Raw genomic sequence first — 15,136 nt, 5'->3', positions numbered from 1 at the left:
AGATGAGCTCTGCGAGCTGGCCTACCAGGACTCGAACCTAGAATGACGGTACCAGAAACCGTAGTGTTGCCAATTACACCATAGGCCACTAAAACGCAAGTCCTTGTGAGGACCTTGTTCCAGTTGACGCCTCCGGTTCCTTGGCCTTTCGGCCCGCTCTCCGGCGGCGCAGGAACAACATTACCTGAAGGTGGACGGGGCTCCAAAACGGGTATCGGCGCCGAGCAGAGCGGGGAGTTCGGCGAGGGAACCGATCCTGTGCCGCCCCACCAGGGCCTCGACCGAGGCGTGCCCGCCGTGGCGGTCGATCCAGACGGAGAGCAGACCGGCGTCCGCGGCGCCCCGCCCGTCGATCTCCGGGTGATCGCCGACGTACGCCACCTCGTGCGGTGGCAGTTCCAGTGCCTCGCAGGCCGCGAGGAAGGCGCCGGCCTCGGGCTTGGAGACGCCCAGCTCGGCCGCGCACAGGATGACCTCGAAGCGGTCGTGCACCCCGAGGGCGCGCAGCTTGCGGTCCTGCACGGTGAGGCTGGAGTTGGAGAGGACCGCGTGGCGGTGACTGGCCGCGAGGGTGTCGAGGACGGGCAGGACGTCCGGGAAGAGGGCCCAGGCCGTCTCGTAGTGGGTCTTGTATCGCCGGAACCAGTCCTCGGCCTCGGCGTCGGTCAGCTCCTGGTCCAGGAAGTGCCGGACCCGGTCGAGCCGCTGTCCCTCGAAGGTGACTTCTCCGGCCGCGAACCGCGCCCAGTGGAACTCGGTGGCCACCCGCCAGCGTTCCAGGGCCGCCAGCAGGCTCTCGTGTCCGTCGAGCAGCCCCTCGGCGACCAAGTGCTCCCGCATGGCCGTGCGGTCCGCGCCGGTGTAGTCGAACAGGGTGTCGTCGACGTCCCAGACCACGGCCCGAATGCTCATGATCCGACAATAACGTGGGGCCCCGAAGCGCGTCAGCGCCCCGGGGCCCCACGTGGTCGACGGTCAGGCCGCCAGCTTCCCCAGCGCCGCGTCGATCCTGGCCAGGGTCTTCTCCTTGCCCAGGATCTCCAGGGACTCGAAGAGCGGCAGGCCGATCGTGCGGCCGGTGACGGCGACACGGACCGGGGCCTGGGCCTTGCCGAGCTTGAGGCCATGGGTCTCGCCGGCGGCCAGGACGGCCTCCTTGAGGGACTCCGCCGAGTTCCAGTCGGCCGACTCAAGCTTCTCTCGGGCCGTACGGAGGAGGGCGTCGGAGCCCTCCTTCATGGCCTTCGTCCAGGACGCCTCGTCCTCGACCGGCTCGGCCAGGAACAGGAAGTCGACGTTGTCCGTGATCTCCGACAACACCTTCAGACGGGTCTGCGCGTGCGGGGCGACGGCCTGCCACTTGGCCTCGTCGAAGTCCTCCGGCGCCCAGGGGGCGAAGGGGGCGCGCAGCCACGGGGCGCAGCGCTCGGTGAAGTCCTTCACGTCGAGCAGCCGGATGTGGTCGGCGTTGATCGCCTCGCACTTCTTCAGGTCGAAGCGCGCCGGGTTGGGGTTCACGTCCGCGATGTCGAAGGCCGCGACCATCTCGTCCATCGAGAAGACGTCCCTGTCGGCCGCGAGCGACCAGCCCAGCAGGGAAAGGTAGTTGAGCAGTCCCTCGGGCAGGAAGCCGCGCTCCCGGTAGAGGTTGAGCGAGGACTCCGGGTCGCGCTTGGAGAGCTTCTTGTTGCCCTCGCCCATCACGTACGGCAAGTGCCCGAAGGACGGCACCGACTTGGCGACGCCCAGCTCGATCAGCGCCTTGTAGAGGGCGATCTGACGGGGCGTCGAGGAGAGCAGGTCCTCGCCGCGCAGGACGTGGGTGATCTCCATCAGGGCGTCGTCGACCGGGTTGACGAGCGTGTACAGCGGGGCGCCGTTGGCTCGTACGATCCCGTAGTCCGGGACGTTCTCCGGGGTGAACGTCAGCTCGCCCCGGACCAGGTCGGTGAAGGTGATCGTCTCGTCGGGCATCCGGAAGCGGACGATCGGCACCCGGCCCTCGGCCTTGTAGGCCTCGACCTGCTCGGCGGTGAGGGCGCGGCAGTGGCCGTCGTAGCCGGACGGCTTGCCGGCGGCGCGGGCGGCGTCGCGGCGGGCGTCCAGCTCCGCGGTGGAGCAGTAGCAGTCGTAGGCGTGGCCGGCGTCCTGGAGCTTCTTCGCGACGTCCTTGTAGATGTCCATGCGCTGCGACTGGCGGTAGGGCGCGTGCGGGCCGCCGATCTCGGGGCCCTCGTCCCAGTCGAAGCCCAACCAGCGCATCGCGTCGAGGAGTTGGCCGTAGGACTCCTCGGAGTCGCGGGCCGCGTCGGTGTCCTCGATGCGGAAGACCAGCGTGCCCTGGTTGTGCTTGGCGAACGCCCAGTTGAACAGGGCGGTGCGGACCAGGCCCACGTGCGGGTTGCCGGTCGGCGAGGGGCAGAAACGGACTCGGACTGCTGGGGCGGATGCGCTAGCCACGCTTGACAACCTTGTTGGTGAGAGTGCCGATGCCTTCGATGGTGACGGCGACCTCGTCGCCGACGGTGAGCGGTCCGACGCCTGCCGGGGTGCCCGTGAGGATCACGTCGCCGGGGAGCAGCGTCATGGCCTCGGTGATGTTGACGATCAGGTCCTCGATCGAGTGGATCATCTCGCTGGTGCGGCCGAGCTGGCGCTGCTGTCCGTTGACCGTGAGCTGGATGGTGAGGTCGCTCGGATCGAGGTCCGTCTCCACCCAGGGGCCGAGCGGGCAGGAGGTGTCGAAGCCCTTGGCGCGGGCCCACTGCTTCTCGCGCTTCTGGACGTCGCGCGCGGTGATGTCGTTGGCGCAGGTGTAGCCGAGGATGACGTCCTTGACGCGCTCGCGCGGGACCTCGCGGCACATCCGGCCGATGACGACGGCCAGTTCGGCCTCGTGGTGGAGGTCCTCGGTGAAGGAGGGGTACTGGATGTCGTCGCCGGAGCCGATCACGGAGGTGGACGGCTTGAAGAAGGCGAAGGGGGCGTCCGGCACCTCGTTGCCCAGTTCGCGGGCGTGCTCGGCGTAGTTGCGGCCGTAGGCGACGACCTTGTTCGGGAGCACCGGCGGCAGCAGCCTGACCTTGCTCAGCGGGACCTTCGTGCCGGAGAGTTCGAAGTCCGCGAACGGGATGCCCTTGATGATGTCGAGGACGAGTTCGTCCGGCTTGTCGCCCTCGACCGCGCCGAAGGCGACGTTCCCGTCGATGGAGAATCTGGCGATGCGCACGGGATCCTGGCGCCCCTCACTGAGCTGGCTGGAGTCTGACGCTCCAGGCTAACGCGGTGCGGAGGCGCTGCTTCGCCGATTAAGCCCTCTCCGGCGGATCAGGTCGCGGCAGAGCACCGGCGCCGACTGGACGCGGGCGGGTGCGCGCTGCCCCCGCAGTGCTCCGGTGCGTGCTCCGGGGCCCGGCCAGAGACTCGGGAATCGCCGGGCGGAAGCCCGCGCTGTGGACGCACTCGGGCTTTCGCCCGGTGCAGCGGGCGGGGGCAGCCTCCACACCTCCGAGGCGGCGGGGGTAGCGTGCCGGACGCCGTGGGGCGGGCGGGACCCCTGCTCGCGCAATTACTCCGCGGCGGCGCCGACCGGGATCTCCATGAGGATCGTGCGGCGCGGGTTGGCGGTCTGGGCCGGCAGTTCGAGAGAGTGCTCCGGCTGCTCCGGCGTCTGCAGTTCGTCGGCGTCGGAGAGGTGCGCCAGCGTCGTGCGTCGCGGGTTGGCAATGTTGCGGAACATCATCGTCGTCTTCACTGTTGTAGTCGACCCTCGTCAGTTCGTGGGTGGGTGGTTGACAGATTGTGCCCTCATGTAAAGCGTCAGGCTAAACATCCAATTCCCGGCCGAACGCGTGAAGAGCCCGTGATCCCCATGTGAGTTTGCTCACCACCTCATGGGCATACCGACCAATTCGGACCCGCAACTCACCTCAACGAAACGGACATTGACCCCCTGAAGATGTCATTCCGCTCCCGATCATGGCGACTTGGGCACAACCCACGCCTCACGGGATGGTGGGGATTTGCCCGCTTTGGAGTGAATAGCTTTCTACGTCTCGTGACACTGTCCTCACGGGGTGTCACACAGGTCACAGCCTGGCCTACGGGCCTTGTTGGAGATCCGGCACTGTGCTGGAATTCCACGGACCGCCGCAGAATCAGCCCGGCGCGCAGGGGGCGCAACGCAGCGCCGAGGGCGGCGGAAGGGGGAGCAGCGCCGGTCACTCACGACCACACATGGGGTGCGCGTTCAGGGCGCTCCCCAAGACGCCGACACCGTCCTTCCGTTCGCGCGGGGGACGCCTGGTCCAGAGGTTGCGACGCTAGTGCAGGGACGTTTCAAGAGGGATGGCAGTGCTCCGGCGGAGCCGGAGCCGCATGGCGGGGCTGGCCCCAACACCGGCAGCTCCTCGCCCCAGCACGCCCAGAACCCGGGCCCGGCACCGTCAGGTGAAGGCGGGGCCCCCGGGCGCCCCGGTGTGTCCGCAGCCCCGACCCCCACGCCCCCGGTGAAGCCGCCGAGCGGCACCCCAGGACCCGGCTCGCGCGTCGCTCTGCGCAACTGGCGCATCTCCACGCGCCTGGTGTCGCTGCTCGCGCTCCCCGTGGTCGCGGCCACCTCGCTGGGCGCCCTGCGCATCAGCGACTCCATGACCGACATCCAGCAGCTCGACAACATGAAGCTGCTGACGGACATGACCAAGCAGGCCACCGAGCTGGCCACCGCGCTCCAGGAGGAGCGCGACCAGTCGGCCGGCCCCCTGTCGCACGGCGTCAAGGCCACCGACTACCAGATCAAGGGCTACGAGGAGAAGACCGACCGGGCCCGCGACAACTTCATCAACTCCTCGGAAGAGGTGGACAGCGCCAGCAGGAACGGAAACCTGCAGGGCGTCCGCGAGACCGTCGTCGGTCTCGCCACCGAGTTGGACAACCTCGACCGGATCCGCAAGACGGCGTACCAGTCGAAGGAGAACTCGACGCAGACGGTCGACGCCTACCACCGTCTGATCACCCAGCTGCTCGACCTCTCGCAGGACATGGCGGAGGCGACCAGCAACCCCGAGATGATCCAGCGCACGCGCGCCCTGGCCGCCTTCTCCTCGGCCAAGGAGTTCGCGTCCGTGCAGCGCGCCGTCATCGCGGCGGCCCTGCCGGCCAACAACACGACGACCGGCCAGCTCTCCGACAACGACCGGCTGTACGCCGACTCCGCGCTGGAGAGCGAGAAGTCGGACCTGGCGATCTTCCGCAACATCTACGGCGACCAGGGTGCCGAGGAGCTCATCCAGCCGATCGAGGACGGCAACGCCACGATCGACGCCGCGGACAAGTACGCGGAGCGCGCCCTCGCCAACACCAACGGCCTGGCCTCGCTGGACAAGCGGTCGTACAAGGACTGGATAGACGACAGCTCGACCAAGATCGAGCAGATGAAGAAGATCGAGCACACGCTCCTTGAGGACATGGAGCAGAAGGCCCGCGAGCTGCGCTCCGCCTCCGAGCGCGAGGCGATCATCTCCGGTGCGCTGATCCTGCTCGTGCTCGGTGTCTCCCTCGTCGGCGCCTTCGTCATCGCCCGGTCCATGATCCGCTCGCTGCGCCGGCTCCAGGAGACCGCCAACAAGGTCGCCCAGGACCGGCTGCCCGAGCTGGTCAAGCAGCTCTCCGAGTCCGACCCGCAGGACGTCGACACGTCCGTGGAGTCGGTCGGTGTGCACTCCCGTGACGAGATCGGCCAGGTGGCCGCGGCCTTCGACGACGTGCACCGCGAGGCGGTCCGCCTCGCCGCCGAGCAGGCCCTCCTGCGGGGCAACGTCAACGCGATGTTCACCAACCTCTCGCGCCGCTCCCAGGGCCTCATCCAGCGTCAGCTCTCGCTCATCTCCGAGCTGGAGTCCCGCGAGGCCGACCCGGACCAGCTGTCCTCGCTCTTCAAGCTCGACCACCTCGCGACCCGTATGCGCCGTAACGGTGAGAACCTTCTCGTTCTCGCCGGTGAAGAGCCCGGCCGCCGCTGGACCCGCCCGGTCCCGCTGGTCGACGTGCTCCGCGCCGCCGCCTCCGAGGTGGAGCAGTACGAGCGCATCGAGCTGTCCTCCGTGCCGACCACCGAAGTGGCCGGCCGCGTGGTCAACGACCTCGTGCACCTGCTCGCGGAGCTGCTGGAGAACGCGACCTCGTTCTCCTCGCCGCAGACCAAGGTCAAGGTCACCGGTCACGCGCTGCCCGACGGCCGCGTCCTGATCGAGATCCACGACACCGGTATCGGCCTCTCCCCCGAGGACCTCGCGGCGATCAACGAGCGGCTCGCCTCGCCGCCCACCGTGGACGTCTCGGTCTCCCGCCGCATGGGTCTGTTCGTGGTCGGCCGGCTGTCCCAGCGTCACGGCATCCGTATCCAGCTGCGTCCGTCCGACTCCGGTGGTACGACCGCGCTGGTCATGCTCCCGGTCGATGTCGCCCAGGGCGGCAAGAAGCCCGCTCCGGGCAAGCCCGGCCAGGCCTCTGTCGGTGCGGCGGCTGCCGCCGCCGGCGCCGGTGCGGCCCGCCGGGGCAACGGTCAGGGCGGCTCCGCCGTCGGCGCGGGCGCGCCGGGGAACGGCGGACTGCTCGGTGCCGGTGCCGCTCCGCGCGGCCAGGTCGGTTCCGGTCAGGGCCCGCGGGCCGCGCTGCCCGGTGCGGGCGGTGGACGTCCGGGTGGTCCCGGTGGCCCGGGTGCTCCCGGCGGTGCGCGTGGCCCTCAGGGTCCCTCGGCGCCGCAGGGCCGTCCGGCGGCCGGTTCCGGTGCCGGTCTCTTCGGCCAGGCGCCCGGTGCCCCGCAGGGGCTGCAGGCGGCCGGTACGGGTACCCCGCAGGGCTTCGGTGACGGACGTCAGGACGCCTTCGGCGGGACCCCTCCGCAGCAGCAGAACGGCGCGGTTCCGCCGCAGCGCGCGAACAACGAGCCCGAGCCGCCCCGTGGCGGTGGCCGGCGCCGTGGGCGTCAGCCGCAGCTGCCGCCGCGCGGTGGTGCGCGGGCCGAGCTGCCGGGCGGCAACAACCAGCGCCCCAGCTGGAGCGACGAGAACGCGCAGCCCCCGCTGGGCCGCGGCAACCTCGACGCCCCGCGCGGTCACGACGAGCGCGACGCCGAGCAGACCTCCCGGATGCCGCGCATCGACGACCGTCAGGGCCCCGGCACGCAGGAGATGCCGGCGATCCCGCGCCTCGACGCGCAGGACAGCAGGCAGTTCCCGCGCCCGGGCACCAGCGGACCGCAGGACACGGGTTCGTTCCCGCGTCCGGGCACGAGCGGACCGCAGGACACCGGCTCGTTCCCGCGCCCCGGTGCGGGCGGCCCGCAGGACACGGGTTCCTTCCCCCGGCCGAACGTCAACGGGTCCCAGAACACGGGCCAGTTCCCGCGTCCGGGCGCCAACGGGGCGCAGTCCAACGGCCAGTTCCCGCGGCAGGACTTCGAGCCCCCGCGTCCCGGTTCCAACTCGCAGCAGAACGGCGGCCAGTTCGTCCGCTCGGACGTCTTCGGCTCCCCGAACAGCCCGGCCAACAACCCGTCCAACCCGGCCAACACAGGACAGTTCGCCGTCCCGCAGGCCTACGACGGCAGCTCCACCGGCCAGTTCGCGACACCCGGTTTTGACAACGGGTCCGCCGGTCAGCACAATCTGCCGGGCCGTCAGAACCCCGGGAACACCGGGCAGTTCGACCGTCCGCAGGTCAACGGGAATCGCAACGGTGCCGACTTCGGCACCGCGCGTCCGCCCGCCCCGCAGCGTCCCACCCGCCAGGAGCCCGAGGCGTTGCCGCCTGCCACGGGTCCCGGTGACGGCAGGACGCCGCTGTACGACACGCTGGAGACCAACTGGTTCCACGGCCAGCAGGCGGAAGCGCAGAGCCAGAGCAACGGTTCCGCGCCCGCCCCGCAGCCGCAGGCACCGCAGGCTCCGGCGACACCCCCTCAGCGTCCCACGGGCGGTACCTGGCGCAGCTCGCCGAACGACGATCTCGTTCGGCAGGCGGAGCGCGTACGGCAACCGGCCGCGGGCGGCGTCACCACCTCCGGCCTGCCGCGCCGGGTGCCCAGGGCGAACCTCGTCCCGGGCACGGCTCAGCAGCAACAGCACCAAACCGGTCCGCAGGTCTCGCGTGCGCCTGACGACGTACGCGGCCGGCTGACCAATCTCCGTCGGGGCATCGCACAGGGCCGCCAGGCCGGTACGGGTACCGGCCAGACCGGCAGCTTCCCCAGCCCCACTCACCAGCAGGAGCGTTAGTTGAGCCAGATGAGCCAGGCGGCACAGAACCTCAACTGGTTGATAACCAACTTCGTGGACAACACCCCCGGTGTGTCCCACACCGTCGTCGTATCCGCCGACGGACTCCTTCTGGCCATGTCGGAAGGCTTCCCGCGCGACCGCGCCGATCAACTCGCGGCCGTGGCATCCGGGTTGACCTCGCTGACGGCCGGGGCCTCCCGGATCTTCGAGGGCGGCGACGTGGCGCAGACCGTCGTGGAGATGGAGCGAGGGTTCCTCTTCCTCATGTCCGTCTCGGACGGCTCGTCGCTGGCGGTGCTCGCGCATCCGGAATGCGACATCGGCCTCGTCGGCTACGAGATGGCACTGCTCGTCGACCGTGCAGGGGCGGTCCTCACGCCGGACCTGCGCGCCGAACTCCAGGGCAGTCTGCTTCACTGACCGGCCCCGGCACCACCCGTCTCACCAAATCACCGTCCGGCCGCCACAATCCCCCCACCGGCCCTGTCAGACGGCTAGCCCGACCGACTTGCTGTCCCGCCCGGAGGATTCATGACCCCGCCCACCGCCTCTCATGATCCGTACGCCGAGCCGTACGGGGACGAGGGCGACCAGCCGCTGGTACGTCCTTACGCGATGACCGGCGGCCGGACCCGGCCGCGCTATCAGCTCGCCATAGAGGCACTGATCAGCACCACGGCCGACCCGGCAGCGCTGATGGGACTGCTCCCTGAGCACCAGCGCATCTGCCACCTGTGCCGTGAGGTCAAGTCGGTCGCGGAGGTGTCGGCACTCCTCGCCATGCCCCTCGGTGTGGCGCGGATCCTCGTCGCGGACCTCGCCGAGGCCGGACTGGTGGCCATCCACCAGCCGGGCGGCGACGAGAACAACGGCGGCGCACCGGACGTGACGCTGCTCGAAAGGGTGCTCAGTGGACTTCGCAAGCTCTGACGGAGGGCGGGCGACCACCTCCGCGAAGATCGTGGTGGCGGGTGGCTTCGGCGTCGGCAAGACCACGTTCGTGGGTGCCGTCTCCGAGATCAACCCGCTGCGCACGGAGGCCGTCATGACGTCCGCCTCGGCGGGCATCGACGACCTCACCCACACCGGGGACAAGACCACCACCACGGTGGCCATGGACTTCGGCCGTATCACCCTGGACCAGGACCTGATCCTGTACCTCTTCGGTACGCCGGGTCAGGACCGCTTCTGGTTCATGTGGGACGACCTGGTGCGCGGCGCGATCGGCGCCGTGGTCCTGGTCGACACCCGCCGTCTCGCCGACTGCTTCCCCGCGGTCGACTACTTCGAGAACAGCGGGCTGCCTTTTGTCATAGCCCTCAACGGGTTCGACGGCCACCAGCCGTACAACCCGGAGGAGGTGCGCGAGGCCCTGCAGATCGGACCGGACGCGCCGATCATCACGACGGACGCCCGGCACCGTTCGGACGCCAAGAGTGCGCTGATCACGCTGGTCGAGCACGCACTGATGGCCCGACTCCGGTAGCTGTTGGCGGGCCTCGACATGCAGTTCTCAAGTCGGCAGCGCCATACGGCAGTTGTCGTAGACACCCCGGAGCCGGCTGTGGCCTTTGACACGGTCGGCCCCGGTGTTCATAACGTTTCGGCAGAGGAATCCGGTGGTACCGCAACGCGTCGCGGTCATCCGGTGCCACTGCGCTAGCAAAGCCCCGTCTTTTGGCGGGGCTCGCTCTTTATGACCGTTTTATCTGGGGCTTACATCACTCGGAATCCGCCGTTCCGACTGTTTGGAATCGCGCAGGCTGACGTGCTGGAATGCCTGAACTGCCCAATAGTCAACGACGTACTCATAGTCAGCGCTCGTTGACGGGCCTGAGACACTGCGGCACGAGGATAGGTGCCGACCGCCGGAAGGTTGTTGGTCGAGTGAGGCGAAGCAAGAACGGTCCCGAGCCGTCGGCCCGGGGCAACTTCACCCCGCCGCCGCGCGGAGCGGCGCCCGCCCCTGTGCCAGGCTCGGAGCCCTCGGCACCACCCCCTCCCAGCGGAGGCCGTTTGTCGCCCCGCAACTGGCGGGTGCCGACCCGGCTGAACGCGATCCTGCTCATACCCGTGGCCGTCGGCCTCGTGATGGGCGGCTTCCAGGTGAAGAACTCCATCGACACCTGGCAGAACGCCCAGGACGCGGAGAACACCGCGCGCCTGGTGCAGGCCGCGCTGACGTACAGCAACGCGATCCTCGTCGAGCGCGACGTGAGCGCCGAGCCGCTGCTGGAAGGCAAGGGCAAGAACGACAAGACGGTCGTCACCGCCCGCAAGGCGACGGACCAGGCCGCGGACGAGTTCGACAAGGCCGCCCTGAAGATGCCGGACCGGGCCAACCTGAAACGCCGCCTGGCCAACTTCAAGAAGGTGGAGCCGCAACTCACGCAGATCCGCGCGATCGCGTACACCTCCAAGGTGACGGGCGTGCAGACCGAAGAGTCCTACACCAGCGTCGAGCAGCCGCTCCTCTCGTTCACCAACGAACTCGGCCTCGGTACCGGCAACATCACCAGTTACGGCCGCTCGCTCTACGCCATCGCCCTGGCCAAGGGCGCGGTGTCCCTGGAGCGCTCCATCGGCGTCCACCTTTTGATCAAGCCGGGCACCAGCACCACGAGCCTGCAGCAGCAGCGCACGGCCCTCACCTCGTACGCCTACCTGGAGGGCATCGGCATCCAGGAGTACCAGTACGGCGGCACCGCCGAGGACGTGGCCACGCTGCAGGCGGCCGAGACGAAGCTCAAGTCCGACGCCACGGCGATGGTCAAGCAGGCGGCGGCCCAGAGCAAGGACTATGTACCGCCGCCGTCCGACGACCCGACCGACATGGTCAAGGCCATGTCGCAGCTGCAGACCACGGACCCGGCCGCGCGCCAGCTCCTCGCCTCCAAGGGCGTCAGCGTGACGAACTGGTGGGGCGCCACCACCCTGAAGTACGACGCCTACCGCAAGATCGAGTCCGACAAGGCCCAGACCGCGGTGAACGAGGCCTCGGACATCGCCGACAACGCCAAGCGTGACGCCATCATCACCGGTGCCGCCGTCGTCGTCGCCCTGCTCCTCGCCTTCATCCTCGCCGGCGCGGTCGCCCGCCAGATGAGCCGCGCGATGCGCCAGCTGCGCAACGCGGCCTTCGGCATCGCCGAGCAGCGCCTGCCGATGCTGGTCGACCAGCTCTCGCGCACCGACCCCGGCCGCGTCGACACCCGGGTCCAGCCGATCCCCATCACCACGACGGACGAGATCGGCGAAGTCGCCAGAGCCTTCGACCAGGTCCACCGCGAGGCCGTACGACTCGCCGCCGAGCAGGCCCTCCTGCGGGGCAACATCAACGCGATCTTCACCAACCTCTCGCGCCGCAACCAGTCCCTGATCGAGGGCCAGCTGACCCTCATCACCGACCTGGAGAACAACGAGGCCGACCCGGACCAGCTGGAGAACCTCTTCCGCCTGGACCACCTCGCGACCCGTATGCGCCGCAACGGCGAGAACCTCCTGGTCCTCGCCGGCGAGGAGCCGGGCCGCCGCTGGGACCAGCCGGTCCCGCTGGTCGACGTGCTGCGCGCCGCCTCCTCCGAGGTGGAGCAGTACGAGCGCATCGAGCTGTCGGGTGTCCCGGAGGCCGAGATCCACGGCCGCGCCGTGACCGACCTCGTGCACCTGCTGGCCGAGCTGCTGGAGAACGCGACGACGTTCTCCTCCCCGCAGACCAAGGTCCGCGTCACCGCGACCCGTCTCCCCGACGGCCGCGTGATGATCGAGATCCACGACAAGGGCATCGGCCTCACCGCCGAGGACTTCGCGGACATCAACCACAAGCTGGCCAACCCGCCGACCGTGGACGTAGCGATCTCCCAGCGCATGGGCCTGTTCGTGGTCGGCCGGCTGTCCGACCGGCACGGCATCCGCGTCCAGCTCCGCCCCTCGGGCGAGCAGGCAGGCACCACCTCGCTGGTCATGCTGCCGGACGCGATCACCCACGGTGGCGGTGGCGAACAGCAGCTCCAGCGCGACGAGTTCACCGTCTCGCAGATCATGCCGGAGCAGCCGCAGTACCAGGGCGAGGACTTCAACCGCGCCCCGCTCACGGCCGCCGAGCTCGGCTTCGACGACACCCGCTACCCCGAGGTGCCGGACGACATCCGCGAGCTCGACCCGGTGGGCCGCTCGCTGATGCGCGAGGAGCGCCGGGCGGCCCTGGAGTCCCAGAAGCCGGGCCAGGAGGCCCTGGAGCCGGGCGCCTACCCGGAGTTCACCGAGTTCGAGGAACCGCGGCAGCAGCCGTACGCCGAGAACGGCCAGCAGGCGTACCAGGAGCAGCCGACGGCGTACAACGGGCAGCCGACGTACGAGGAGCAGCAGCAGACGTCGTACGACGAGCCGCTTCAGCCCGCGTACGACGAGCAGTACTTCGCGCCGAACGGCAACGGGACGCAGAACGACACCTTCGCCGACTCCTTCGCGGCCAACGGCGGATACCCGGAGCCCGGGTATGCGGAGCCGGTGCAGGAGGAGCACGCGTCGGCGCACTCCGTGGCCCCGGAGACGTATCCGGGCTTCGAAGAGCCGTCCTATCAGGACGACTGGCCGCAGCAGGACGGTTACCGCAACGGCTACCCGGACCAGTACGCTCCGGAACCGGAACCTTCGCAGGCCGCTGACGTGAGTGAGCGGGATCACGTAGGCTTCGACCGTCCGGGACCGGCCCCCTCTGCTGTCCACGCGCTGACCGACGCCGGGCTGCCGCGCCGCGGTTCGGCCGCGAAAGGCACCAACGGTTCGCAGCCCGCGCGCCAGGAGTCGACGGCCTCCGCCCCGGAGAGCAGCACCAACATCTTCGGTACGGCGAACGGCACCGCGAACGGAAACGGCAGCGCCAACGGCGGCACCGGGACCGTGGACTGGCGCTCGGCGAACGACGAGCGGTGGCAGCAGGCCTCGGCGCTGAAGAAGCCGAAGGCCGGCGGGGTCACCTCCTCCGGCCTGCCGAGGCGGGTGCCCAAGGCCAACCTGGTCGAGGGCACCGCCGAGAGCACCCCTCAGGGCGGCCCCCAGGTCTCCCGCGCTCCCGAGGACATCCGGGGCAGGCTCAGCAACCTGCGCCGTGGCGTCCAGCGGGGTCGCAGCGCAGGCAGTGAAACGAACGGTCAGGGTTTCGGCTCTGACAGCACCTACAACCAGGAGCGTTAGTGTGAGCCCGATGAGCCAGGCGGCGCAGAACCTGAACTGGTTGATCACCAACTTCGTGGACAACACCCCCGGTGTGTCCCACACGGTGGTGGTCTCCGCCGACGGACTCCTTCTGGCGATGTCCGAAGGTTTCCCGCGTGACCGCGCCGACCAGCTGGCGGCCGTAGCGTCGGGTCTTACCTCCCTCACCGCCGGTGCCTCGCGCATCTTCGAGGGCGGCAGCGTGAACCAGACGGTTGTGGAGATGGAGCGGGGATTCCTCTTCATCATGTCCGTGTCCGACGGTTCCTCGCTCGCGGTTCTCGCACACCCCGAGGCGGACATCGGCCTCATTGGGTACGAGATGGCCCTTCTGGTGGACCGCGCGGGCACGGTCCTGACCCCTGACCTTCGAGCAGAGCTCCAGGGGAGCCTTCTCAACTAACCAGCGGACGGTGCGTTTTGGCGTCCCGAGGCCATAAGGTTTCGGGACGCGGCTCCACATTGATGGGTGCCCGGCACAGTCGGAGGAGGAGAAAGTGGCAACACCCCCAGGCGGTTCGTCTTCGGGCAACTGGTCGTACGGCCCCGGCCAGGGGCAGGACGACGGTTCCGGGAACCGGTACAACTTCCCCTCCTCGCCCTCCCCGCGTCACCCTCAGTACCCGCAGGGCCCCGGTCCGTCGCCGTACGACCAGCCGCCGGCGCCGCGCATCCAGCCCGTGCAGCCGCACCGACGCTCCCCCGAGGCCGCGCCCGCGGGTTCGTCGAGCAATCCCCTGGTGCGTCCGTACGCCATGACCGGCGGCCGGACCCGCCCCCGCTACCAGCTCGCCATCGAGGCGCTGGTGCACACCACCGCGCAGCCGCACCAGATGCAGGGCCAGTTGCCCGAGCATCAGCGGATCTGCAACCTCTGCCGGGAGATCAAGTCGGTGGCCGAGATCTCGGCCCTCCTGACGATCCCTCTCGGTGTGGCCAGGATCCTCGTCGCCGACTTGGCGGAGGCGGGCCTGGTCGCCATTCATCAGCCCGGCGGCGACGAGAACGCCGGCGGCCAGCCAGACGTGACACTGCTCGAAAGGGTGCTCAGTGGACTTCGCAAGCTCTAGCGGCGGTCCTTCCCGCTCCACCACCTCGGCGAAGATCGTGGTGGCGGGTGGCTTCGGCGTGGGCAAGACCACGTTCGTCGGGGCCGTCTCGGAGATCAACCCGCTGCGTACCGAGGCCGTCATGACGTCCGCTTCCGCGGGCATCGACGACCTCACCCACACCGGAGACAAGACGACCACCACGGTCGCCATGGACTTCGGACGCATCACCCTGGACCAGGACCTGATCCTGTACCTGTTCGGCACCCCCGGCCAGGACCGCTTCTGGTTCATGTGGGACGACCTGGTCCGAGGCGCGATCGGCGCGATCGTCCTGGTCGACACCCGCCGTCTCGCCGACTGCTTCCCCGCGGTCGACTACTTCGAGAACTCGGGCCTCCCCTTCGTCATCGCCCTCAACGGCTTCGACGGCCAGCAGCCGTACAACCCGGACGAGGTCCGCGAGGCCCTCCAGATCGGCCCCGACACCCCGATCATCACGACGGACGCCCGGCACCGCGCCGACGCGAAGTCGGCACTGATCACGCTGGTGGAGCACGCGCTGATGGCGCGGCTGCGGTAGGACCGACG

Annotated in this window: 12 protein-coding genes and 1 tRNA gene; 8 read left to right on the top strand and 5 right to left on the bottom strand. The window is 69.4% G+C overall.

The window, feature by feature from the left end:
• Positions 1-16: 16 nt before the first annotated feature.
• From ACIBJH_RS14460 to ACIBJH_RS14440, 5 genes are all read right to left on the bottom strand, one after another.
• Positions 17-88 (bottom strand) — tRNA-Gln (locus tag ACIBJH_RS14460).
• Between the two features lie 92 nt (positions 89-180).
• Positions 181-912 carry an HAD family hydrolase gene (locus ACIBJH_RS14455; protein ID WP_399117163.1) on the bottom strand — a complete coding sequence of 244 codons (732 nt, stop codon included), beginning with the start codon at positions 910-912 and terminating at the stop codon, positions 181-183.
• A gap of 63 nt (positions 913-975) precedes the next feature.
• On the bottom strand, positions 976-2,460 hold the full coding sequence (gltX, locus tag ACIBJH_RS14450) for a glutamate--tRNA ligase (RefSeq protein WP_399117162.1): 1,485 nt from the start codon (positions 2,458-2,460) through the stop codon (positions 976-978).
• Positions 2,453-3,229, bottom strand: a complete 777-nt coding sequence (locus tag ACIBJH_RS14445) for a fumarylacetoacetate hydrolase family protein (protein ID WP_019068715.1) — start codon at positions 3,227-3,229, stop codon at positions 2,453-2,455. The genes gltX and ACIBJH_RS14445 overlap by 8 nt, the downstream gene beginning before the upstream one ends.
• A gap of 339 nt (positions 3,230-3,568) precedes the next feature.
• The gene (locus tag ACIBJH_RS14440; protein WP_399117161.1) at positions 3,569-3,754 is read right to left on the bottom strand and encodes a hypothetical protein; all 186 of its coding nucleotides are present in this window, start codon (positions 3,752-3,754) and stop codon (positions 3,569-3,571) included.
• Positions 3,755-4,325: 571 nt separating this feature from the next.
• Between ACIBJH_RS14440 and ACIBJH_RS14435 the strand changes: the two genes are divergently transcribed.
• The 8 genes from ACIBJH_RS14435 (at position 4,326) to ACIBJH_RS14400 (ending at position 15,128) form a co-directional block, all read left to right on the top strand.
• Positions 4,326-8,276, top strand: a complete 3,951-nt coding sequence (locus ACIBJH_RS14435; RefSeq protein WP_399117160.1) for a nitrate- and nitrite sensing domain-containing protein — start codon at positions 4,326-4,328, stop codon at positions 8,274-8,276.
• A gap of 9 nt (positions 8,277-8,285) precedes the next feature.
• Positions 8,286-8,699, top strand: coding sequence for a roadblock/LC7 domain-containing protein (locus tag ACIBJH_RS14430; protein WP_005479910.1), 414 nt, complete (start codon positions 8,286-8,288; stop codon positions 8,697-8,699).
• 111 nt (positions 8,700-8,810) lie between these two features.
• Positions 8,811-9,209, top strand: coding sequence for a DUF742 domain-containing protein (locus tag ACIBJH_RS14425; RefSeq protein ID WP_019058642.1), 399 nt, complete (start codon positions 8,811-8,813; stop codon positions 9,207-9,209).
• Positions 9,190-9,765: an ATP/GTP-binding protein gene (locus tag ACIBJH_RS14420; protein WP_006375318.1), complete on the top strand. Its 576-nt coding sequence runs from the start codon at positions 9,190-9,192 to the stop codon at positions 9,763-9,765. The genes ACIBJH_RS14425 and ACIBJH_RS14420 overlap by 20 nt, the downstream gene beginning before the upstream one ends.
• Before the next feature lie 401 nt (positions 9,766-10,166).
• The gene (locus ACIBJH_RS14415; RefSeq protein ID WP_399117159.1) at positions 10,167-13,475 is read left to right on the top strand and encodes a nitrate- and nitrite sensing domain-containing protein; all 3,309 of its coding nucleotides are present in this window, start codon (positions 10,167-10,169) and stop codon (positions 13,473-13,475) included.
• A gap of 10 nt (positions 13,476-13,485) precedes the next feature.
• Positions 13,486-13,899: a roadblock/LC7 domain-containing protein gene (locus tag ACIBJH_RS14410; RefSeq protein ID WP_005479603.1), complete on the top strand. Its 414-nt coding sequence runs from the start codon at positions 13,486-13,488 to the stop codon at positions 13,897-13,899.
• Between the two features lie 94 nt (positions 13,900-13,993).
• Positions 13,994-14,566: a DUF742 domain-containing protein gene (locus ACIBJH_RS14405; RefSeq protein WP_399117158.1), complete on the top strand. Its 573-nt coding sequence runs from the start codon at positions 13,994-13,996 to the stop codon at positions 14,564-14,566.
• Positions 14,547-15,128 (top strand): ATP/GTP-binding protein, encoded by a 582-nt coding sequence (locus ACIBJH_RS14400; RefSeq protein ID WP_009314218.1) that lies wholly within the window; start codon positions 14,547-14,549, stop codon positions 15,126-15,128. The genes ACIBJH_RS14405 and ACIBJH_RS14400 overlap by 20 nt, the downstream gene beginning before the upstream one ends.
• Positions 15,129-15,136 lie beyond the last annotated feature (8 nt).

The sequence above is a fragment of the Streptomyces sp. NPDC050548 genome, assembly GCF_044457385.1.
GTDB lineage: Bacteria > Actinomycetota > Actinomycetes > Streptomycetales > Streptomycetaceae > Streptomyces.
The sequence above is the reverse complement of the archived record's forward strand: the minus strand, read 5'-3'. Positions and strand labels throughout refer to the sequence as shown.

Excerpts from the sequence above, each read along its gene's own strand:
- ACIBJH_RS14455 (WP_399117163.1), bottom strand. The coding sequence starts at position 912 with ATGAGCATTCGGGCCGTGGTCTGGGACGTCGACGACACCCTGTTCGAC.
- ACIBJH_RS14430 (WP_005479910.1), top strand. The coding sequence starts at position 8,286 with ATGAGCCAGGCGGCACAGAACCTCAACTGGTTGATAACCAACTTCGTG.
- ACIBJH_RS14425 (WP_019058642.1), top strand. The coding sequence starts at position 8,811 with ATGACCCCGCCCACCGCCTCTCATGATCCGTACGCCGAGCCGTACGGG.
- ACIBJH_RS14410 (WP_005479603.1), top strand. The coding sequence starts at position 13,486 with ATGAGCCAGGCGGCGCAGAACCTGAACTGGTTGATCACCAACTTCGTG.